Here is a 21,950-nt window from a genome sequence, read left to right on the forward strand (position 1 = left end):
CGTGATGCGTCACGCCTATTCGGCGGCGACCACGCCGGTGGCGCGCAGCGCCTCGGCCTCGCGCCGGTCGGCGGCCAGGCGGTCGTAGACTAGGTAGGTCCCCGAGGAGATGACGATGGCGACGCCCAGGTAGATCTGGCTGCCCGGCACCTCGCCGAAGAACACCGCGCCGAGGATTACCATCCAGACGAACTGCAGGTTCATCAGCGGGGTCACCGCGTAGGCGGCGAGTTTCGAGAGCGCGATCACCAGGATCCAGCGTCCGGCGAAGAGAACGCCGGCATAGGCCGCCGCCCAGCCGAGGTCGGTCAGCGGCATCGGTTTCCAGACGAAGGGCAGTGCGAGGGCCATCACCAGCGCCAGGGTCAGGTTCGGGTAGAACACCTGCGCCAGCGTGTTCGCCTCGTGCCGGCCGATGTAGCGCGAGATCACCATCGAGAGCGTGCCGGTGAAGCTGGCGGCAAAGGCGACGAGGTGGCCCGAGCTGATCCCGGCAAGCCCGCCGGGAAAGAGGCAGAGCACGCCGATGAACCCGGCGCCGAGCGCCAGCCAGGCGGGGGCGCGGACGTGTTCGCCCAGCACCGGCCCCGACAGCAGCCCGGCCATCAGCGGGACGAGGCCGATGAAGACGAAGACCTCGGCAAAGGGCAGCAGGCGGAAGGCGTAGAAGTAGCAGGTGACCGACACGACGGTCAGCGCCGACCGCAGCGCCATGGCGCGCGGACAGGTGGTGCGCAGGCCCTGGCGGGGCCCGGATTTCACCCGGTCGGCGGTCATCGCCATCGCCACGACCAGCAGGCCCGAAACGGCGTAGAGCTGCGGCGCGGCGTATCCGCCGGCCAGCAGCTTGGTGATCGCGTCGGCGGACGAGATGAAGGCGGTGTAGACCAGGACCAGCAGGGTCCCGGTCAGCGCGGCGCTGCGTGCGATTGCGGTTCTCATGCCGGGATCCCCATCGGAATGGACTGCCCTGCCCGGGCGAAGCCCGCGAAGAAGCCGTCGAAATCGGAACAGGCGGCCTCGGCCTCCTGCAGGATGCCGTAGCCTTCGGCGTCGAGCGCGTTGGCGACCGTCGGGCGCATCAGGGCCCAGTCGCCCGAGCGTGCATCGTCGAGGTCGAGCATCAGCTGCGACATCTGGCGGAGCGGGGCCGCGGCGGTGCGGCGGGCGTGGAAGCTGACCCGCCCGATCGGCTGCGGGGCGGCGAAGGGCGTGGCCCCGGCGGCGGCGCGGGCCCAGTTGCAGACCAGGAATTCGTGGTAGTCGTCGCGCTCGGGTTCGGCCAGCTCGGTGTCGGCCAGGAAGAAGTCGGCGGTGTGCTCGGCGATCCAGTCGTCCCACCGGGCGGGCGGACGCATGCCGGCCTGGCGCATGGCGACGCAGATTTCCGCCAGCAGATCGGCGTTCCGGTCAAGGAAGGCCAGCGTCCCGGCATAGGTCAGGCTGCGTTCGACCTGCGCGCCGAAGGCAAAGCGGCGGCGGCCGTATTCCGTGAGGTAGAAGATCGTGTGGGTGAGTTCGTAGGCGGCCTTCTTGTTCGGCATCGCGAAGGTTTCGGGCCGCGAGATGAAGGCGAGGAGCCGTTCGGTCAGGCCGTCATCGGCCACCGCGACACCGCGGCGGGCCATCAGGCGGCGGGCCTCGGCGCGCTGCAGGTCGGAAAGCTCGGCCTCGGCCAGGCCCTGGGCGGCGGCCCAGCGGGTGAGGCGTTCGCCCTTGCTGCCGGGCATCCCGAGGTCCTCGAGGTCGAGGGTGATCGAGAGCAGGAAGCGGTAGTACTGCGGGAAGAAGGCGATCCGCTTTTCGACCCGCTCGTAGAAGGCGGCGTGGGTTTCGAGTGCGTCCGGGCCCGGGGCGGCGCCGGTGCATTCGAGGATGTTCAGAAGCTCGGCGTTTTCCTTGAGCCAGAAGACGTCATCGTCCTGGCGGCGTTCGGCGGCGAAACTTGCGGTCAGGGCGGCGAGACGGTCGCCCCGGCTCCGGGCGCGGGAGGGGAAGGTCAGGTGAACAACGTTGGTCATCTCGGGTAACTCCTTGAATTCCGGCGGTGTCCTGACCGCCCCTCTCCGCACCAGGGAAGCTCTTACGAGCCCGACGAGAACATGTGGGTGGCGTCACCCGCGATCTGGTCGGATGCCTTGGGCGCCGAGCCCGAGGAGAACATTTCCACGGCATCGCCCGAGATCGAGGCGCTGGCCGTCGGGGCGGAACCGGAGGAGAACATCTCGACCGCGTCGCCTTCGATGGCGGCGGTGGCGGTCGGCGCGGAGCCGGACGAGAACATCTCGACCGCGTCACCGGCGATGCTGGCCGAGGCGGTCGGCGCGGAGCCCGAGGAGAACATCTCGACGGCGTCGCCTGCCAGGGCGGCGGTGGCGGTCGGCGCCGAGCCGGACGAGAACATCTCGACCCCGTCGCCGGTCAGCGCGGTGACCGAGGTGGCCGGCGCGGAGCCCGAGGAGAACATTTCCACGCCTTCGCCGGCCAGGGCGGCGGCCGAGGCAACCGGGGCGGAGCCGGACGAGAAGAGGCCGGTGACATCGCCGCTCAGCGCGTCGCCGGATGCCATCGGGGCCGAGCCCGAGCTGAACATCTCGACCGCGTCGCCGTCGAGCAGGCTGGCGCCCTTGCGGGTGGTGATTTCGGGGGTGTTCTGGTGCTTGAGAAGTGCCGACATCGGTGTGTCCTCCAGGTTGGCGTTGATGCAAAAACGCTGGCACGCGGCCCCCATCCCACAAACGGAAATCTGGGACAGATGGCCCGTTTCAATTTGGATCGACTTGAGTTAACCATAGGTAAACCACTGAAAAGCTAAGTCTTTTCAGGTGACCGATTTTTTTCGCAACGCGTTCAGATTCCGGTCTTGCGCGAACGGGATCTGACGCCATTCAGAACCAGCCATTAAAACCCGGTGACGCTGTTTTGCAGCAAAGGGTTAACAATCGGGGCGCGAAAGAGCGTCACGGCGATTCTCTCGGGGTGCTTGTCTGCGCCATCGGATTCGGCGATGAGTCGGTCATCAGGAGGCGCCCATGAAGATCGCGACATTCAACATCAACGGCATCAAGGCCCGGATCGAGGCCCTTCCGGCCTGGCTGGACGAGGCCGAACCGGACGTTGTCGTGCTGCAGGAGATCAAGTCGGTGGACGAGAATTTCCCGCGCGAGCTGTTCGAGGACAAGGGCTGGATCGTCGAGACGCACGGTCAGAAGAGCTTCAATGGCGTCGCCATCCTGTCGAAGCTGCCGCTGGAGGATGTCACCCGCGGCCTGCCCGGCGACGACGCGGACGAACAGGCGCGCTGGATCGAGGCGACGGTGGTGGGCGCGCGGACCGCGGTGCGGATTTGCGGCCTCTACCTGCCGAACGGCAACCCGGCGCCGGGGCCGAAGTACGATTACAAGCTGGCCTGGATGGAGCGGATGAAGGCCCGCGCCGAGGAATTGCTGGCCGCCGAGGAACCGGCGCTGATGGCGGGCGACTACAACGTCATCCCGCAGGCCGAGGATGCCGCCAAGCCCGAGGTCTGGGTCGAGGACGCGCTGTTCCGGCCGGACACCCGCGCGGCGTTCCGGCGGATCCTGAACCTCGGCTACACCGAGGCGTTCCGCGCCCGGGTGCAGGGGCCGGGGCACTATTCGTTCTGGGATTACCAGGCGGGCGCCTGGCAGCGGAACAACGGCATCCGCATCGACCACGTCCTGATGACGCCGCAATGCGCCGACCTGATGGTCGACTGCGGCATCGACAAGGACGTGCGCGGCCGCGACAAGCCGAGCGACCACGTCCCGGTCTGGGTCGAGCTGGACGCCTGAGATGGCGGGCGTCGCCATCCTCCTGCTGGCCGCCGGCGCCTCGTCGCGGATGCGCGGGGCCGACAAGCTGATGCAGGAACTGGGCGGCCGGCCGCTCGTGGCGTTCCAGGCGGCGCGGGCCATCGGGACCGGGGCGCCGGTCGTGGTCACCCTGCCCGCCGGTCCGCATCCGCGCCTTGCGGCGCTTGAGGGGCTGCGCGTGCAGACCCTCGCCGTGCCCGACGCGGCCGAGGGCATGGCCGCCTCGATCCGCGCGGGCGTGGGCGCCCTGCCCGCCGGCGTGCGCGGAGTGATGATCCTGCCCGCCGACATGCCCGAGATCACCGGCGACGACATGGCCGCGATGCTCAATGCCTGGGAGGCGGGCGAAATCCTGCGCGGCGCGGCAGAGGACGGCACGCCGGGGCATCCGGTGATCTTTCCCGTCGACCTGTTCGAAGAGCTGGCGGGCCTTTCGGGCGACGCCGGCGCGCGCGAGGTGCTGGTGCGTCACCGCGCGCGGCTGCGCCTGTTCCCCCTGCCTGCCCGCCACGCGCTGACCGACCTCGACACGCCCGAGGCATGGGAGCACTGGCTGGCCCACCGGATGTGAGCGCGGGTCAGACCGCCTCGGGTCCGCCCGCCAGCTCGGGGGCATAGGCCCGGTCCCGCACCGGTTCGACGCTGACCCGCGCCTGACCCAGCCGGGGGTGCAGGTTCCGCGCCAGCCCCCAAGCCCCGATCAGCCCCGCGCCGCAGGCGAGGAAGATGCCCGAGATCGGCGCCACCAGAAGCACCACCCAGGCGACGCCCGGCGTCAGGATGCCCGACACGTCGCGGAAGCTGGAATAGATCGCCGACATCTCGGTCCGCTCGGACGGTTTCACCGCCAGCAGGAACGGCAGCCCCGCGCAGACGTCGAGCAGGATCAGGAAGAACGAGCCCGCCATCAGGCTGAGCACCGCCACCTGTGGCACCCCGTACGGCAGCCCGGCAAAGAGGAAGAGCAGCCCCGACATCATGAAGCCCGAGCGCACCGCCGTCCGGACCGAGGTGCGCTGCACGAAGCGCAGCATCAACGGCGCCAGGAACAGCGCCCCGTTCGAGATCGACAGCGCGATACCGCCCAGCTGGTCGCCCAGCCCGTTCTGCACGGCGTAGATCGGCAGGTAGACGACATAGACCCACCAGCCGCAGGACCGGATCACGGCAAAGAGCCATCCCGCGATCAGCCGCCGCTGCGCGAAGAAACGCGGAAAATAGGCAAAGGGATTGGCCGGGGCCGCGCGGCTGCGGGTGATCAATTTGCCGTTGCCGAGCCGCATGACGAGAAAGACGGTCAGCATGCCATAGGCGCTGGCCGCCGCGATCAGGAAGGGTGCGGGCGGCCACCAGCCGTAGAGAAGAACGCCGAACGCCGGGCCTGCCGTCCAGCCAAGCGCACTGTAGAAGAGCCGCGAGGTTTCGAGCCGCCCCAGTTCGATCTTGGCGACGTAGTCGAGGACGTAGGCGTTGAAGCAGACGAAGGTCGTCACCACCGCCACTGTGAAGAGCGCCAGCCCCGCCACCGCCGCCGTCTGCCCGCCCGAGGCCGCCAGCAGCGCCCCGCAGGCATACATCTGCGTGCCCGACACATAGACCCAGCGGCGCGGCACGAAGCGGATCAGGTAGGGGATCGACAGCCCGACGAAGAGCGAGGCGAGCCCGATCAGGAAATACGCCTTGGACACCAGCCGTGCGTCGCCCAGCGCGTGGTACATGACCAGCGGAAAGACCGAGACGAGGATGCCGCGGGCCACCGCCTCGGTCCCTGCGAGGACGGCGAAGCCGCGGACGGAGGGGGCGGGCGCATGGCGGAGCCATTCGGGGATACGGCGGTCGTGCATTCTGGGTCTTCCGGCTTACTGCCGATCACCAACAGCGGAACGCGACCCGAGGCTGTTCCGGATGCGACGTGGCGATGTCTTTTTGAGCATGCACGCCGTTGCGGAAAACCGGGGGCGGCCGGCGCCCCCCGGATCATGTCAGGGCCAGACCGGCGCGCCTTCGAGGCCCGCGGTTTCGGGCAGGCCGCAGATCAGGTTGGCGTTCTGCACCGCATGCCCCGCCGCCCCCTTGCCGAGGTTGTCGACCACGCCCATGGCGATCACCAGGTTGCGGTCGGGGTCGGCGGCGTAGCCGACGAAGGCCAGGTTCGACCCGGTCGCCCATTTGGTCTGCGGCGGCGCGTCGGTGACGCGGACGAAGGCGCGGCCGGCATAGAAGTCGCGCGCCGCGTCGCGGCACTGGCCGGTGGTCGCCTGGCCCCGGCAATAGATCGTGACCAGCACGCCCCGGGTCATCGGAACGAGGTGCGGGGTGAACACCAGCCCCGCCGCGCTGCCGCCGCCGAGCCGTTCGATGGTGGTGGCCATCTCGGGCATGTGGGTGTGTTTCAGCAGGCCGTAGGGCTGCAGGTTCTCGTTGCTTTCGGCAAAGCCGAAGCGGCTGTCCGCGCCGCCGCGCCCGGCCCCGGAGATCCCGGTCTTGGCGTCGATGATGATGTTCGCGGGCTCGATCAGCCCGGCCGAGAGCAGCGGTGCCAGTGCGTTCAGCGTGGCGGCGGGGAAGCAGCCCGGGTTGGCGATGCGGGTCTGGCCGATGATCTTCTCGGGCCAGACATCGGCCAGGCCGTAGACCCAGCCGTCGGCATAGCGGTGATCGCCGCCGATATCGACGACCTTCACGCTCGCGGGCACCCGTGCCAGCGCCTCGGCCGAGGCGCCCGTGGGCAGCGAGGCAAAGAGGACGTCGAGGTCGGGCAGCGCCGCGGGATCCCATTTCTCGATCACCAGCCCGGCCAGCCGGGGTGGCACGCCGGGAAAGCGGTCGACCAGACGGCTGCCGGCGCTGCCTTCGCCCGCGGCATAGACCAGGTCGAATTCCGGGTGGGCCGCGATCAGGCGCAGCGCCTCGCCTCCGCCGAAGCCGCTGATGCCCACGATGCCGACGCGCATGCCCATTGTGCCGTTCCCTGCCGCTGTGCGCCGGGGCTGGCCCGGCGCTGGATTTCTGCCTTTCGCATTGCGCAGGTCCCGGGGCATGTCAACCGATCCGGCGGGATCGGGCGCGGCAAACCCTTGCGGGTACCCCAAAAATTCAGGGCACGTACCGGGTGGATGCGGCAGCCCTCACGAGCCACCCCCGGTACGTGCCCTGAACTCCGGCCGAAGAGCCCCCACCCCCGGCCGAATGCCCCGCCCGGGTCACGCGGACCCCGGGCAGGATGCTGCATTCACTCGCTCAACAACTGCGCCTCGTGACGCTTCAGCGTCCGGCGCGCCGCGTGGTAACCCCGGAGTCCCTCGGCGCTCTTCAGCTCGGGGAACAATTCGTAGATCTCGGTCCGCTGGGCATTGCCGACACCGTTGAGCGTCTGGTCGCCCGGCTGGAAGCTTTCGGTCCAGGACCCGTTCGACAGCACGACCTCATGCCGGTCGAACATGAAATGGATGTAGGTGGTGTGCAGCGTGTTCACGGTGTTCACGCCCGGCACGCCGACCAGGTGCTTGGCGGCCACGAGGACCTCGCGCTCTTCGAAGTAGAGCGCGGTCTTGTCGTTGTTGACCAGCATGCGGTGGTTCGGGCTGACCATCATGTCGCGCTCAGGCAGGCCGTGGCCCAGCGATCCCTTCTGGATCAGGATCGGCTTCAGGTGGCGGTTCATCGCCAGCTGGCGGCCGTTCAGGGACTTGGCCCCGATCCAGCGGATTTCCTGGATGCCGTTGTCGCGGGTGATGACGCGATCTCCGGCCTGCAGGTCCTCGACGGGGCGTTCACCTTTCGGCGTGGCGATCAGGGTTCCAGGCGTGAAGCAGGGCACGATGTTCTCCAGTTCATAAAAGTCGAGCTGCCCCTGCACGTCGCCGTTCTGGTCAAGGAACTCGACGTAGCCCGACAGGTTGTCGGGATCGGTGCTCGTGTAGGTGATGTTGAAGGGTCCGGCGCCGCGCAGGTCGAGCGTGTCGTAGTCGTCGCCGCCCTCTCCGCCAAAGATGGTGTCGCCGATACCGGCCCCGGTGAAGGTGTCGCGGTCGTCGTTGCCAAAGGCGAGATCGGTGAAGCCGTCGCGCACCTCGCCCAGGTTCAGCAGGTCGTTGCCGCTGCCGCCGAGGAGGAGGTCGTTGCCGCTGCCGCCGTCCAGCGTGTCGTCGCCGGTGTCGCCGTAGAGGAAATCGTTGCCCTCTTCGCCGAAGAGCATGTCGTTGCCGGCGTCGCCGGTCATCGTGTCGCTGCCGATGCCACCGTAGAGCAGGTCGTCGCCCGCCCCGCCCGACAGTTCGTCGTTGCCGCTGTCGCCGAAGAGCGTGTCCTGCCCGTCGTTGCCGCGCAGCACGTCGTTGCCGATGTTGCCGGTGATCAGGTCGTCGCCGTCGCCGCCCTGCACGTCGTCGTTGCCGGCGCCCGCGTCGATGGTGTCGTTGCCGCCGCCGCCGAAGATGATGTCGTCGTCGCCGACCTCGCCCGGCAGGATCGCGTCACCGCTGTCGACCGCGTCGCCGTCGTTGTCCATGTAGGGCGGGTTCGGGCCGATCAGATCGTCGCCCGGCGTGCCAAGGACGATCCCGTCGTTGGCCGCGCCCGGCGGCGGTGCCGCCGGCAGGGTCTGCGCCGACCCGGTGTCGCTGCCCGCCGCCGGGGCCGCGCCGTCGAGGTCGTCGGTAATGTCGTCCTCGTAGACCGGGTTGGCGTCATCCTCGACGTAATCGACGTATTCGATGTTGCGGAAGGTCGCCGTGCCGACCGGCTGCATCGTGTCGAGGTCGTAGTAGGTGATCGTCCCGGCCGAGGGGTCGTTGGGATCGAACTCGATGATCGCGGAGCGGTCGACCACCAGCACGTCGTAGCCGTCGTTGCCGTCCACCACGTCGCCCGGGCCGACCTCGATGAAGATGTCGTCGCCCGCGCCGCCGTGCATCTCGTCCGCGCCGGTGCCGCCGTCGATCCGGTCGTCGCCCGCGCCGGCATGGATCGTGTCGTCGCCCTCCTCGCCGAAGAGGTAGTCGCCCGCGCCCTCGGTGATGGTGCCGGTGTTCGACCCGGCATCGCCGTAGATCAGGTCGTCGCCCGCGCCGCCGGCCACCAGGTCCACGCCCAGCCCGCCGTAGATCGTGTCGTCGCCCGCGCCGCCGAGGATGAAGTCGGTGTCGTTGCCGCCGTAGATCTTGTCGTCGCCGTCGCCGCCGTCCATCAGGTTGATGCCCGACCCGCCCGAGATGGTGTCGTTCCCCGCACCGCCCAGCAGCAGGTCGGTGTCGGTGCCGCCGTCCATCAGGTCGTCGCCGTCGCCGCCCGCCATCAGGTCGACGCCCGCGCCACCGGTCAGGGTGTCGTTGCCATGGCCGCCCAGCACCACGTCGTTGCCCGCACCGCCGTTGACCACGTCGTTGTCGAGCCCGCCGTCGAGGAAGTCGTTGCCGTCCTCGCCGTGGATCGTGTCGGCGTCGTCGTCGCCGAAGACCACGTCGTCGCCGGCCCCGGCAAAGATCAGGTCGCGGGCGTTCTCGGGGTGCGTGTCGCCGCCGTCGTCCGGGCCATAGCCCCACTGCAGGTCCGGATCGTCGCCGTGGATCGTGTCGTTGCCCGAGCCGCCCCGGATCGTGTCCGCGCCGTGGCCGCCGGTGATGTCGTCGTCACCCTCGCCACCCTCGACCAGGTCGTCGTCGATGCCCGCATGGATCGTGTCGTTGCCGGTGCCGCCGAAGATCGTGTCGCGGTCGTCGCCAGTCATGATCACGTCGTCGCCCGCGCCGCCGTCGACCCAGTCGCGGTTGTCGTCCGGGTTCGGGTCCGACCCGATGCCAAGCGCCACGGCGTTCGGATCGTCGCCCTCGTAGTCCGAGAAGACGTCGACGCCCGCGATGATCGTGTCGTTGCCGCTGTCGCCCCAGATCGTGTCCGACCCCTGGTCGCCGACGATGTGGTCGTGGCCTGCGCCGCCGTGGATCTCGTCGTCGTCGATGCCGCCGTCCAGCGTGTCGTTGCCGTTGTGGCCCCAGATCGTGTCGCGGTCGTCGCCGGTGGTGATGCTGTCGTTGCCCTCGCCGCCGTCGACCCAGTCGCGGTCGTCTTCCTTGTCCGCGTCCTCGGCGAACCAGGGCAGCGGGTTGTCGAAGGCCGGGTTCGCGCCGCTGGTGTCGATCACGTCGGCCCCGGCCCCGCCATAGACCTCGTCCGCGCCGTTGCCGCCGGTGATCACGTCATCGCCGGCCTCGCCGAAGATCGTGTCGTCGCCGTCGCCGCCGTGCAGCGTGTCGTCGCCCGCGCAGTCGTCCCCGGCCCCGGTGTCGAAGTGGATGTCGGTGATGTTGATCTCGGAGACCTCGTCGCCGTTCTGCTCGTGGGTCACGGTGAAATAGGCCACCGGCCCCGCGATGCTGATCAGCGCCGAGGTGTCGGGCGAGGTGTCGGCGCCCGAGGCCCCTTCGCGTGCCTCGACGGTGATCCGGCCGTCGCTGCCATCGGTGTCGTTGCCGATCACGTCCTTGCCGTGGGTCACGCTGATCGCCACCGGCTTGCCCTGCGCATCGAAGGCCTGGACGGTGACGCGGCTGTCCTCGTCGATGTCGTTGATCCGGAACGAGATGTCGCCGACCGGCTGCGAAAAGGCCCACTGGTAGGTCGCGCTTTCGCAGGGGCTGTCCATCCGGCTTTCGAGCGAGGAGCGACCATCGACCGCCCCCTGCCCGCCGGTGTCGATCCCGGCGGTGTTCTGGCTGTCGGTCGAGAACTTCGTCGAGGGATGGCCCGAGGTCGCGGTGGTCTGGAAGGTCACGGTGACCGCGCCGCTGTCCTGGCTCAGCACGCCGGAGAGGCGGTCGCCGTCGTCGATCGCGCCGCCCGAATTCGGATCGGGCAGCCGGTCCCATTCGAAGACCGCCGCGCCGCCCGCCTCGGTCGAGCCGAGGTCGCTGTCGCCGCGGATCACGTCATCGCCCGCGCCGCCCTCGACCAGGTCGGAGCCGCCACCGGCGTGGATCTCGTCGTTCCCGTCCAGGGCATGGATGGTGTCGTTGCCGGCGCCCGCATCGATGATGTCGTCGTCGCCGGTTTCGCCGGGCAGGATGGCGTCGTTCGCATCGATCGCGTCGCCGTCGGCATCGCCGTAGCCCGCGGTGATCACGTCGTCATGGCCGGTGCCCGAAACGATCCCGTCGCGCACCGTCGCTGAGGGGGATTGCGTGCCGGTGCACCCCTTCTGCAGGTAAAAGAACGTCATCTTCGTCACCCTTAGCCCGCGGACCTTGCATGGTCCGTCGTCGCGGCCCCGACGTCGCGGGACACGCGACGCCGGGATTTGCATTGACCGAACCCAAGTGTCCCCCCACGGACGTCGCCCGGTGTCGCACCGCCGGATCCCCCGATCCGGCAGACGATCGGACCGGCCCGGTTCCCGATGGAAACCGGCTCCCTGTCCTCGCCAGGTCTGCACCCTCTCGGATGCCTTGTTTTCGGGTGGCCGCCCCACGGCCAGCAGTCTCGCGCCCCCCAGTCGGGCTCCTTGTGTGTAGCCAGCGGCACCCGTCGCACAAAAGGGAAAATGACCGAAAGGTGGCATTCACCGGGCAGGATTGCGCAATTCATGCCGCAATTGCGCCCCAGTTCGCTCGCGCCCAGGTTGCCGCGGGTTTCCATTCGGGGAACGACGCGCCGAGACGGTGAAGTCCCATTCCCCTTCTTTGTATTGTATTTGGCGATTCAGCCCGGGCGCATTGTGCAGTTCTGTCATTGATCCGGAAACACTCTCCGGCTCCGGCGCCTTGCCCCATGGCGTGCCACATTTTTGCCAAGATACCCGCGGCGCTGTCCCGCGATCCGCATCAATGCGCCGCTGACGCCGCATTGCCCGGCATCCGCGAACAATGCCACCCCGCCGGTCCGCCGCTGAGCCCGCGATTCGGGCCGCGCGGGGGCATCGGCACAGCATCGGTCCCAGATATGCCGGTTTGCCGGACCAAAGGCACCGCATTTGCCCGGCACCCTGCAAGGCGCGGCAGAGACCGCCGAGGATATCGAGTGGGTAGGTTCACGGAATGACACATCATCATCTCGCCATGTGCTGCCCTGCCTGCGGCAGCACCGAGTCGACCCTGATCGCCACGGCGGTGCGGGACGGCCGCCGGGCCGGCTATGCCCCGGTCTGCCTCAGCTGCGACTTCGAGGGCTCCGTCGCCGCCACCAGCGCCGACGCCCGCGACCTCTGGGCCATCGCCATGGACCACGCGGCCGAGTAGCCGGCGCGGGCCCCTCAAGGATCGGAGTGGCCAAGCCCCGCGGAATGCGTTTCCTCGGACCTCGAAATGACGATGCGCAGCGGTGGTGCCGAGGTCTGGGCCTGAGGGCCGATCCGGGATGGGAAACCAGCGAAATCGGGAATCTGTGCGAGTGCTCTCAGCGCGCTTGACCTGTTCAACGGATCCAAGTCCATGCACGCCCCACGAGACTGGCCAGCCTTGTGCAAGAGTTGGTCGGTTTCTTGGCTTGAACCTCGGGACAGCTGACAAGGAAGACAGGGTATCGGCGTCGGCCACCGTCTGACATGGGGCGGTCGGACAGCGAACCCCGAAAGGGATCGCGCCTGAACCGAACCGACGCAGAACACCGAGGAGACGACACTTGGCCGACAAGACATCCGCGGACTGGCGCTATCCCTATGGGAGCGGGGCCAGGTTCCACATGCACCACGCGCATCTCTTTGCCTCTGACATAGAAGCCACCATCGACTTCTTTCGCCGCTGGTTCGATGCCGAGGTCGCGCATGACGGGCCCTACGCCAATTCGCGCAACGTGTTCCTCAAGATCGGGATCGGAGCGCTCCACCTCTACGACCAGCCGCCGCGCGAGCTTGGCAGGAACGCGGTCCATCACCTCGGCTTCCAGGTGGTGGGGATCGATGACCTCTACCAGCGCATGAAGGAAGGCGGTGTCGATCTGCCGAACCCGATCAAGCGATCCGGCGGGAGCGCCTACTTCATGGTCGCGGCGCCGGACAACGTGCTGCTGGAAGTGTTCGAACCCGGACCGGACCGCCCGGCCGAGGTCAACGACTACTACGGCTTCAACGGGTGAGAACCTCCTGCGGACCGGCGCGGGGTTTCGTGAGGCGACCACGTCCCTGTCAGGCAACCCGTTCGTCTTCATCGCCCTTCAGAGGGTGAACCGGGTGCCGCGCCCCCTTGGCGGGGCTCTCGATCGCAAATCCCCCATCGTCTGGCACTGGTCCGCCAGTTCCGGTCAGCAACAGGACGGGCACAAAGGCTTGGCCGAAGTCGCGGTAGATGCCACCGCAGGCGACGCTCGGGGCGAGCCATTTCCGCCCGTCGGGCCGCCGCTCATCCCCGCGTTCTGCCGGCCGGGATCGGGGGAGGAAAGAGTTCGGACCGACGGCATCCCTCGCGGGTCTGTCAGCACGATCCCCTGCGGACGATCTCGAACCCCAGGTCCACGGCGGCACTGCCGCTGGCCCCGCCTTGCAGCCGCGCCAGGAGCGCATCGGCGGCGGCGCGGCCGAAGGCTTCGCGGTCGACGCGAATGGTGGAGAGCGGCGGTTCGACCTGGGCCGCGAAATCCTGGTCGCCGAAGCCCAGCACCGCGATGTCGTCCGGGACGCGCAACCCGCGCGCCGCCGCTTCGATCAGCACGCCATGGGCCAGCAGGTCAGAGCTGCAGAAGACCAGTCCGCCGCCAAATCCCTCATCGCCCACCAGACGCGCCAGCGCCATGCGTCCGTTGGCGAGGCTCGCGGTGTCGTCGAAATTCACCTGCGCAACCCTGCTTCCGGTCAGCTGCTCGAACCGTTCGGCAAAGGCGTCCTTGCGCCGCAGCGCCCTTTCGTCCCCGGCCGAGATCGTGGCAGCGCGGACATAGCCCGCCTCGGCCGCGAATTCCGCCCCGGCGCGGCCGGTCTCGACATGGCGGAAACCCACCACGATGTCGATCGGGCTGTCTGTGAAATCCCAGACCTCGACCACCGGGATGCCCGAAGCCAGCAGCATCCGCCGCGCCTGCGCGGAATGGTGGATGCCGGTCAGCAGGATCGCGTCCGGCCGCCGCGACAGGTGGGTGGCGATGGCACGCTCCTCGTCCTCGGGGGCAAAGCCGGTCTCGGACAACAGGATCTGGTAGCCCGCATCGCGCATCCGCAGGCTGAAGGACCGGATCATCGAGGAATAGACGATGTTGGTGATCGACGGCACCAGCGCGGTGATCAGCTTGCTGCGGTTCGACGCCAGCGCGCCGGCAATGCCGTTCGGCACGAAGCCCGTCGCCTCGATCGCCTCGTTGATCTTACGCAGGGTGGCCGGCGACACCTTGGACGGATCGCTCAGCGCGCGCGAGACGGTGACCTGGCTGACGCCTGCCATCCGGCCGACCGCCTCCATCGTCACGCCGCGCGACGCGCTGCGCGCCGGTTTCCGTTTCGCTTTCATGTCGCCCGTATCCATCGGTGACATTGTCCCGGCCCGCGCGATCCTTGGCAAGGACTACACTTCGACCGGATCGCTGCGGTGACGCCGCGACAGGGCGATGGAGCCGAAGATCGAGGCGAGGATCAGCACCCAGAGCACCACGGCAATCCAGCTCTTGGTGAAGAAGATGGTCAGCGTGCCGAAGGATTCGAGGCTCTTCACGAAGTAGACCTCGGCCGAAGGCCCCAGGATGAAGCCGATGATGAACGGCGCGACCTCGAGCCCGAGCTTGGTGAAGAGCCATCCCGCGATGCCGAAGATCAGCAGCGTCCAGACGTCGAACATGATGCCGTAGTTGATCGTGTAGGCGCCGATCACGCACATCATCAGGATCACCGGGAAAAGGATGTGCTTGGGCACCGTGACCACCAGCGCGAAGTAGCGGATCGCGAAATACATCATCACGAACATCGCGAGGTTGGCGATCAGCATGGCAAAGATCATCGCGTCCCAGGTCACCGGGTTGTTGCCGATGAAGAGCGGCCCGACCTGGATGCCCTGCAAGGTGAATGCCCCGATCAGCAGCGCGGTGGTGCTGTCGCCCGGAATGCCCAGCGACAGGAGCGGCACCAGCGCCCCGCCGGTCAGCCCGTTGTTCCCGGATTCCGAGGCGATGATGCCCGCGGGCTCGCCCTTGCCGAAGGTTTCCGGGTGGGACGAAAAGGTCTTGGCATTGGAATAGGCCAGGATCGACGCGGCCGAACCGCCGACGCCGGGCAGGATGCCCACGAAGGTGCCGATGCCCGACGAGCGGACGAGGTTCACTATCTGGCCCTTGAAGACCGAGAAGGAGAAGGTGCTTTCGCCGCCGACCTTCAGGTCCTCGCGCGAATGGCCGCGCGGCGCGCCGAGCTCTGCCTGTTCCAGGATCGCGGCAAGCCCGAAGAGCCCGATCAGGACCGGCAGCAGCGAGAACCCGTCCTCGAGCCAGTAATCCGTCCCCGGCGGGATCAGCCGCGTGTGGCCGTTGCCGCCGTCCGAGATGTCGTAGGTGCCGATCAGCGCGATGAAGATGCCGAGCACCCCCGAGAAGATGCCGATCAGCATGTCCGAGCTCAGCGCCGCCATCACGGTGAGGGCGAAGAAGATGATCAGGAACTTCTCGACATAGGAGAACTTGATCGCGAAATCCGCCAGCGTCGGCGCAAAGAGCCAGAGCACGGCGAGCGAGATCAGGCCGCCCACGAGCGAGGCGACGATGCCGATCCGGAGCGCCTTCTCGCCCTCGCCCCGCCTGGCCATCGGGTAGCCGTCGAAGGTCGTGGTGATCGACGACGGCGTGCCCGGGATGCCCAGCAGGATCGCGGGCACCAACCCGCCCGAGATGCCGCCGACGTAGAGCCCGAGCAGCAGCGCCAGCCCGTTCTCGAGCCCCAGTGAATAGGTCAGCGGCAGGCAGACGGCGACCGCCATGGTCGCGGTCATGCCCGGGATCGCGCCAAAGACGATGCCGGCGAAGGTGCCGCCGACGATCAGCGACAGGAACAGCGGTGTGATGATCTCGAACATCGTCGCCTCAGGGCAGGGTCAGGAAGAAGGGATAGGTGAAGAGCCACCACACGAAGGTCGGCGCCACCACCGCCACGATGGCCAGCGGGATGATCTGCTTCAGGTCCCGGTCATGCATGAAGAGCAGCCCCGACAGGAACACAAAGATCACCGAGCAGATCAGGAAGCCCATGCCGGTGTTCGGCCAGAAATCCCCGATCGGCAGCATCAGCGAGAAGTAGAGCAGCACGAGGACCAGGGTGCCGAAGAACCGCATCCGGTCCATCTCGGCGAAGGTCCTGCGCCAGAACGCCCCCGCGGTGGCGATCCGCCTGCGGTCCCGGATCACGATGGCAAGGCCCAGGAGCCCCAGGATGACCGCGATCATTGTCGGAAAAATCAGGTGCGACGTATCGAAATCGATCGTCACGCTGGCCAGGCTACCCATGGCCCCCTCCCGTCTTCAGTTGCGGGTCCGGCCACGCCCTGGCCGGACCCCGTCTTTCACCGGCCTGTCAGGACTCGCCCGAAATCTGGTCGATGATCGTCCTGTAGGTCTCGCGCTTCTTCTCCAGGTGCGCCTTGGCTTCGGCCGAGGGCAGGAAGTTCGGGATGAAGAAGGCCTCTTTCTGCCGTTCCTGGATCTCGCCCTTCTCGAAGATCTCGGTCAGGGCCTGGTCGATCTGGGCGATGATCGCCGGATCCATCTCCTTGTTGAAGAGGAAGAAGAACTCCTTGTCGAAGGTGAAGTCCTCGGACCCGTCGAAGGTGACAGAGGTTTCGGGCGCGGCGTACTTCAGCATGTCGTCGCGGGTGGTGCCGCCCATGCCGGCCTCGGGCGCCTGCTGCAGCGTCTCGGGCCGCGCGGTGATCCAGACAAAGCGCATGCCCTTGGAATCGCCCTCGGGCAACTGGGTGAACTGCTCGTTGGCCTGGATCGAGCCGTTGATCACGTCGGCGAGGTCGTCCCACATCGCCTGGTTCTTGTCCGACTGCGACCCGGTGTTGACCGGCACGATGTTCGCCTCGGACCCGGGCGCCCGCACCCTTGCGGCGTTCTTCAGCGCCGAGAAGCCGATCTCGGACACGCCGCCGGGCTGGATTGCCACGCGCACCTGCTCACCGGCTTCGGCCGCCTTCAGGATGTCCTCCATCGACTGGTAGGGGCTGTCCGACCCGACCAGATAGGCGTTGCCCGGGTTGATCGCGACAGTCGGCCCGATGGCATAGTTGGCGAAGGGATCGTCGTAGCCTTCCACGCCGTAGAGGTTCCCGAGGTACGACTGGTCATGGAAGATCATGATCGTCGTGCCGCGCTTGTCGCGATCGAGCGCCTTGAACGCGGCCGAGGCGCCGACGGCGTCGACCTTCACGTTGATGCCCAGGTGCTCGGAGAGCGCATCGGCGATGATCGCCGAGTTCTGGTAGGTGTCGCCGCCCGTCGATTGCGAGCCGATCACCATCCGCACGTTGCGCGGCAGCTCCTGGGCATAGCTGGCCAGCGGCTGCGCCAGCAGAGCCGCCGCGCTCACGACAGCCAGAAGGGTTCTGCGGGTGAATGTCATGTCTTTCCTCCCTTGGCCCCTCTGCGGGGCAGATGAATTCCGGTCCCGGGCAAGCTCCTCATCGCCCAGCCGCGCCATGTATGCGCATACATAGCTGTTCACCATGACTCACCCCCACCTGTCAATAAAATCTTACGGCCTGCAGCGCATTGTGGCCGACACCGAAATTTCCCGTTGACCGATTGTGATGTATGCGCATACATCACTACCGAATGCCAATTGCGAGAAGGGAGGTCGTTCATGGCGAAAGACGACAGCAAGACCACCACCGGGCTCCGCAGCGACCGCTGGTTCGCGCCGGACGACCTGCGGTCCTTCGGCCACCGCTCCCGCATGATGCAGCTTGGCTTTTCCGAGGCCGATTTTCGCGGGAAACCGATCATCGGCATCCTCAACACCTGGTCCGAGATCAACTCGTGCCATTCCCACTTCCGCGAGCGCGCGCAGGACGTGAAGCGCGGCGTGGCGCAGGCCGGCGGGCTGGCGGTCGAGATGCCGTCGCTCTCGGTCGACGAAAGCTTCACCAAGCCGACCTCGATGCTCTACCGCAACATGCTGGCGATGGAGACCGAGGAGATGATCCGCTCCCATCCCTTCGACGGGGTGGTCCTGATGGGCGGCTGCGACAAGACCACGCCGGGGCTGGTGATGGGCGCCCTGACGGCGGGCGTGCCGATGATCTACCTGCCCGCGGGCCCTATGCTGCGCGGCCATTACGCGGGCAAGATCCTCGGCTCCGGCTCGGACGCCTGGAAATACTGGGACGAACGCCGCGCGGGCAACATCACCGACGAGGAGTGGCTGGGCATCCAGGGCGGCATCGCCCGCTCGGCCGGGACCTGCATGACGATGGGCACCGCCTCGACCATGACCGCGATCACCGACGCCATGGGCCTCACCCTGCCCGGCGCCTCGTCGATCCCCGCGGTCGATTCGGGCCACCAGCGCATGTCGGCCGATTGCGGCCGCCGCATCGTCGACATGGTGTGGGAAGAGCTGACCCCCGACCGCATCGTCACCCGCGCCGCGGTCCAGAACGCCGCGATCACCGCGATGGCGACCGGCTGCTCGACCAATGCCGTCGTCCACCTGATCGCCATGGCCCGCCGCGCAGGCGTCGATTTCACCCTCGACGACCTCGACGACCTCGGCCGCACCACCCCGCTGATCGCCAATGTCCGCCCTTCCGGCAAGGACTACCTGATGGAGGATTTCTTCTACGCGGGCGGCCTCCGTGCGCTGATGAAGCAGCTCGAGGACCGGCTCGACACCTCCTGCCTGACGGTCACCGGCAAGACGCTGGGCGAGAACCTCGAAGGCGCCGAGGTCTACAACGACGACGTGATCCGGCCGCTGTCGAACCCGGTTTACCACGAGGGCTCGCTGGCGCTCCTGCGCGGCAACCTCTGCCCCGACGGCGCGGTGATCAAGCCCGCCGCCTGTGATCCGAAGTACTACGTCCACGAAGGCCCGGCGCTGGTCTACGACAGCTACCCTGAGATGAAGAAGGCGATCGACGACGAGAGCCTCGAGGTCACCCCCGATCACGTCCTTGTCCTGCGCAACGCGGGGCCGCAGGGCGGACCGGGGATGCCGGAATGGGGCATGCTGCCGATCCCGAAGGCGCTGATCAAGCAGGGCCACCGCGACATGCTGCGGATTTCCGACGCGCGGATGTCGGGCACCTCCTACGGCGCCTGCGTGCTGCACGTCGCGCCGGAAAGCTACATCGGCGGGCCGCTGGCGCTGCTGAAGACCGGCGACATCGTCCGGCTCGACGTGCCGAACCGTCGCCTCGACATGCTGGTGGACGAGGCCGAGATCGAGCGACGCCGCGCCGAGTGGACCCCGCCCGAACCCCGCTTTGAACGCGGCTATGGCTGGATGTTCTCGAAACACGTGCTGCAGGCCGACAAGGGCTGCGACTTCGACTACCTCGAACGCGGCTTCGGCCGTGTCGCGGGCGAACCCGACATCTTCTGACGGAGGCCCCCATGCCCCACGACCTCGACACCGCGCTCTCCGGCATCTCCGGCATCCTCGTCACGCCCTACGACGCCGAGGGGGAGATCGCGCCCGCGAAGCTCTCACCGATCATCGACCGCGCGCTCGGCGCCGGGGTCCACATTCCCGTGGTCAACGGCAACACCGGCGAGTTCTACGCCCTGACCACCAACGAGGCGGTCACCATGGTGCAGGACGTCTGCGCGATGGTCGGCGACCGTGCACCCGTGCTGGCCGGCGTCGGACGCGGCATCCGCGACGCCTGCCGACTGGCGAAGGCGTCGGCCGAGGCGGGTGCCGCCGCGCTGATGATCCACCAGCCGCCCGACCCCTTCGTCGCCCCGCGCGGCACGTGCGATTACATCAGGGCGATCTCGGACGCTTCGGGCGGGTTGCCGATGATGCTCTACCTGCGCAACGATGCGATCGGCACCAAGGCCATCGCCGACCTCTGCGCCCTGCCCGGCGTCAAGGGCGTGAAATGGGCCACCCCCAACCCGCTGAAGCTGGCCGAGGCGAAGGCCGCCTGCGACCCGTCGATCACCTGGGTCGGCGGGTTGGCCGAGGTCTGGGCCCCGCCGCTCTACGCCGTCGGCGCCCGCGGTTTCACCTCGGGCCTGATCAACGTCTGGCCGGAACGCTCAGTCGCCATTCACGCCGCCCTCGACGCGGGCAACTACGCGGAGGCCAACCGCCTGATCGCCGGGATGCGCGCCTTCGAGGACATCCGCGCGGAGGAGCTGAACGGCACCAACGTCACCGGCGTGAAGGCCGCGCTGCAGGCGCTCGGCATGGATTGCGGGCCGACCCGCCCGCCCTCTGCCTGGCCGCTGACCGAGGCGCAGCAATCGAAGCTCGACGACTTCCTCCGGGCCAACGACCTGCTCGCCCGCGCCAGGGCCACCGCCTGAGGCGCCGCCCGGCTTCAACTTTCCGATCCCCACGACGCCGGGCGCTCCGCGGCCTCGTCACGATCCGCGCTCCGAAAGGACCCTTCCCATGGACGGCACGACCTCCGACTTCACCCCCCACGGCAAGCACCTGATCGCCGGGGAGTGGGTGGCCTCCGGCGCCACCTTCGCCTCCGAACCGGCGCAAGGCGCCGCGCATGACTTCAGCGTCGGCACCCCCGAGCTCGTCGATCGCGCCTGCAAGGCGGCCGAGGAGGCGTTCTGGACCTACGGCTACACCTCCCGCGCCGCGCGGGCGGATTTCCTCGACGCCATCGCCGACGAGATCGAGGCGCGCGGGCCGCAGGTCACCGCCATCGGCACCTCGGAAAGCGGCCTGCCCGAGGCTCGGCTGGAGGGCGAACGCGGCCGGACCACCGGCCAGCTCCGCCTGTTTGCAAGCCACATCCGTGACGGCGCCTATCTCGACATCCGCCACGACAAGGCGCTCCCGGACCGCCAGCCCCTGCCCCGGCCCGAGCTCTTCATGATCCAGCGCCCGATCGGCCCGGTTGCGGTCTTCGGCGCCTCGAACTTCCCGCTCGCCTTCTCGACCGCGGGCGGCGACACCGCCGCGGCCCTGGCGGCCGGCTGCCCGGTCGTGGTGAAGGGGCATTCCGCCCATCCCGGCACCGGCGAGATCATTGCAGAGGCGATCTACGCTGCCATCACCAAATGCGGCATGCCCGCGGGCGTCTTCTCGCTGATCCAGGGCGGCAAGCGCGACGTCGGGCAGGCGCTGGTGCAGCATCCGCTGATCAAGGCCGTGGGCTTCACCGGCTCGCTCGGCGGCGGGCGGGCGCTCTTCGACCTCTGTGCCCAGAGGCCCGAGCCGATCCCGTTCTTCGGCGAGCTCGGTTCGGTCAACCCGATGTTCGTCCTGCCCGAGGCCGCGGCCGCCCGCGGCGCCGAGATCGGCACCGGCTGGGCCGGGTCGCTGACGATGGGTGCCGGTCAGTTCTGCACCAACCCCGGCATCGCCGTGGTCGCCAAGGGCGCCGAGGGCGACGCCTTCGTCGCCGCCGCGAAGGAGGCTCTATCCAAGGTTGACCCGCAGGTCATGCTGACCGACGGCATCGCCGCCGCCTATCGCGACGGCAAGGCCCGGTTCGACGGGCGCAACGCCATCGAGCCGCTGCTGACGAACGACGACAGCGGGCGCGTAGCCTCTCCGAACCTCTACGAGACCGACGCGGAGACCTACCTCCAGGACCACGCCCTCGGCGAGGAGGTCTTCGGCCCCCTCGGCCTCGTCGTCCGGGTCTCGGACGGCGCCGAGATGGAGACCCTCGCCAAGGGCTTCGAGGGCCAGCTCACCGCCACGATCCACATGGACAAGGGCGACAGCGAGGCCGCCCGTCGCCTGCTGCCGATCCTCGAACGCAAGGCCGGGCGGCTGCTGGTCAACGGTTTCCCGACCGGCGTCGAGGTGGCCGACAGCATGGTCCACGGTGGTCCCTACCCCGCGTCCACGAACTTCGGCGCGACCTCGGTCGGCACGCTCTCGATCCGGCGCTTCCTGCGGCCGGTCTGCTACCAGAACGTCCCCGCGGACGTGCTGCCCGAGGACCTTGCCTGACCGTCGCAAAGGGGCGCTGCCCCTCTGCGCGCAAGCGCGCATTCACCCCGGAGTTTATCCGG

At 68.2% G+C, this 21,950-nt stretch carries 17 protein-coding genes; 7 read left to right on the plus strand and 10 right to left on the minus strand.

Going from position 1 to position 21,950, the window contains the following annotated elements; translation table 11 throughout:
• Positions 1-15 precede the first annotated feature (15 nt).
• The 3 genes from ACE2AC_RS06000 to ACE2AC_RS06010 all read right to left on the minus strand — a co-directional run bounded on the left by ACE2AC_RS06000 (position 16) and on the right by ACE2AC_RS06010 (position 2,677).
• Positions 16-942 carry a DMT family transporter gene (locus tag ACE2AC_RS06000; RefSeq protein WP_375691199.1) on the minus strand — a complete coding sequence of 309 codons (927 nt, stop codon included), beginning with the start codon at positions 940-942 and terminating at the stop codon, positions 16-18.
• Entirely contained in the window at positions 939-2,021 is a 1,083-nt protein-coding gene (locus ACE2AC_RS06005) for a DUF6902 family protein (RefSeq protein WP_375691200.1), read from the minus strand. The genes ACE2AC_RS06000 and ACE2AC_RS06005 overlap by 4 nt, the downstream gene beginning before the upstream one ends.
• 62 nt (positions 2,022-2,083) lie before the next feature.
• A complete protein-coding gene (locus tag ACE2AC_RS06010; RefSeq protein ID WP_375691201.1) occupies positions 2,084-2,677 on the minus strand; it encodes a hypothetical protein in 594 nt (197 codons plus the stop codon).
• 355 nt (positions 2,678-3,032) lie between these two features.
• Between ACE2AC_RS06010 and xth the strand changes: the two genes are divergently transcribed.
• Together xth and ACE2AC_RS06020 are read left to right on the plus strand one after the other, a co-directional pair.
• The gene (gene xth, locus ACE2AC_RS06015) at positions 3,033-3,815 is read left to right on the plus strand and encodes an exodeoxyribonuclease III (protein WP_375691202.1); all 783 of its coding nucleotides are present in this window, start codon (positions 3,033-3,035) and stop codon (positions 3,813-3,815) included.
• Between the two features lies 1 nt (position 3,816).
• A complete protein-coding gene (locus tag ACE2AC_RS06020) occupies positions 3,817-4,407 on the plus strand; it encodes an NTP transferase domain-containing protein (protein ID WP_375691203.1) in 591 nt (196 codons plus the stop codon).
• A 7-nt stretch (positions 4,408-4,414) separates the two neighbouring features.
• On the opposite strand, the gene ACE2AC_RS06025 is transcribed toward ACE2AC_RS06020, so the two are convergent.
• The 3 genes from ACE2AC_RS06025 to ACE2AC_RS06035 form a co-directional block, all read right to left on the minus strand.
• Positions 4,415-5,680, minus strand: coding sequence for an MFS transporter (locus ACE2AC_RS06025; protein WP_375691204.1), 1,266 nt, complete (start codon positions 5,678-5,680; stop codon positions 4,415-4,417).
• 138 nt (positions 5,681-5,818) lie between these two features.
• Positions 5,819-6,796 (minus strand): N-acetyl-gamma-glutamyl-phosphate reductase, encoded by a 978-nt coding sequence (argC, locus tag ACE2AC_RS06030; protein WP_375691205.1) that lies wholly within the window; start codon positions 6,794-6,796, stop codon positions 5,819-5,821.
• Positions 6,797-7,068: 272 nt separating this feature from the next.
• The gene (locus ACE2AC_RS06035; RefSeq protein WP_375691206.1) at positions 7,069-11,052 is read right to left on the minus strand and encodes a Hint domain-containing protein; all 3,984 of its coding nucleotides are present in this window, start codon (positions 11,050-11,052) and stop codon (positions 7,069-7,071) included.
• A gap of 814 nt (positions 11,053-11,866) precedes the next feature.
• On the opposite strand from ACE2AC_RS06035, the gene ACE2AC_RS06040 reads away from it, so the two are divergent.
• On the plus strand, positions 11,867-12,067 hold the full coding sequence (locus ACE2AC_RS06040) for a hypothetical protein (RefSeq protein WP_375691207.1): 201 nt from the start codon (positions 11,867-11,869) through the stop codon (positions 12,065-12,067).
• Between the two features lie 382 nt (positions 12,068-12,449).
• Positions 12,450-12,902 (plus strand): VOC family protein, encoded by a 453-nt coding sequence (locus ACE2AC_RS06045; RefSeq protein WP_375691208.1) that lies wholly within the window; start codon positions 12,450-12,452, stop codon positions 12,900-12,902.
• 335 nt (positions 12,903-13,237) lie between these two features.
• On the opposite strand, the gene ACE2AC_RS06050 is transcribed toward ACE2AC_RS06045, so the two are convergent.
• The 4 genes from ACE2AC_RS06050 to ACE2AC_RS06065 form a co-directional block, all read right to left on the minus strand.
• Entirely contained in the window at positions 13,238-14,263 is a 1,026-nt protein-coding gene (locus ACE2AC_RS06050) for a LacI family DNA-binding transcriptional regulator (protein ID WP_375691209.1), read from the minus strand.
• A 54-nt stretch (positions 14,264-14,317) separates the two neighbouring features.
• Positions 14,318-15,811 carry a tripartite tricarboxylate transporter permease gene (locus tag ACE2AC_RS06055; RefSeq protein WP_375691210.1) on the minus strand — a complete coding sequence of 498 codons (1,494 nt, stop codon included), beginning with the start codon at positions 15,809-15,811 and terminating at the stop codon, positions 14,318-14,320.
• Between the two features lie 7 nt (positions 15,812-15,818).
• Positions 15,819-16,238, minus strand: coding sequence for a tripartite tricarboxylate transporter TctB family protein (locus ACE2AC_RS06060; RefSeq protein WP_375691211.1), 420 nt, complete (start codon positions 16,236-16,238; stop codon positions 15,819-15,821).
• 67 nt (positions 16,239-16,305) lie between these two features.
• Positions 16,306-17,355: a hypothetical protein gene (locus tag ACE2AC_RS06065; protein WP_375691212.1), complete on the minus strand. Its 1,050-nt coding sequence runs from the start codon at positions 17,353-17,355 to the stop codon at positions 16,306-16,308.
• Positions 17,356-17,595: 240 nt separating this feature from the next.
• Here ACE2AC_RS06065 and araD point away from each other — a divergent pair, with 240 nt between their 5' ends.
• From araD to ACE2AC_RS06080, 3 genes are all read left to right on the plus strand, one after another.
• Complete coding sequence (araD, locus tag ACE2AC_RS06070) at positions 17,596-19,338, plus strand: L-arabinonate dehydratase (protein WP_375691213.1); 1,743 nt, start codon at positions 17,596-17,598, stop codon at positions 19,336-19,338.
• Positions 19,339-19,349: 11 nt separating this feature from the next.
• Entirely contained in the window at positions 19,350-20,270 is a 921-nt protein-coding gene (locus ACE2AC_RS06075) for a dihydrodipicolinate synthase family protein (RefSeq protein ID WP_375691214.1), read from the plus strand.
• A gap of 88 nt (positions 20,271-20,358) precedes the next feature.
• Positions 20,359-21,888, plus strand: coding sequence for an aldehyde dehydrogenase (NADP(+)) (locus ACE2AC_RS06080; RefSeq protein ID WP_375691215.1), 1,530 nt, complete (start codon positions 20,359-20,361; stop codon positions 21,886-21,888).
• Positions 21,889-21,950: the final 62 nt, after the last annotated feature.

Source organism: Pseudooceanicola sp. LIPI14-2-Ac024 (assembly GCF_042188925.1).
GTDB lineage: Bacteria > Pseudomonadota > Alphaproteobacteria > Rhodobacterales > Rhodobacteraceae > Pseudooceanicola.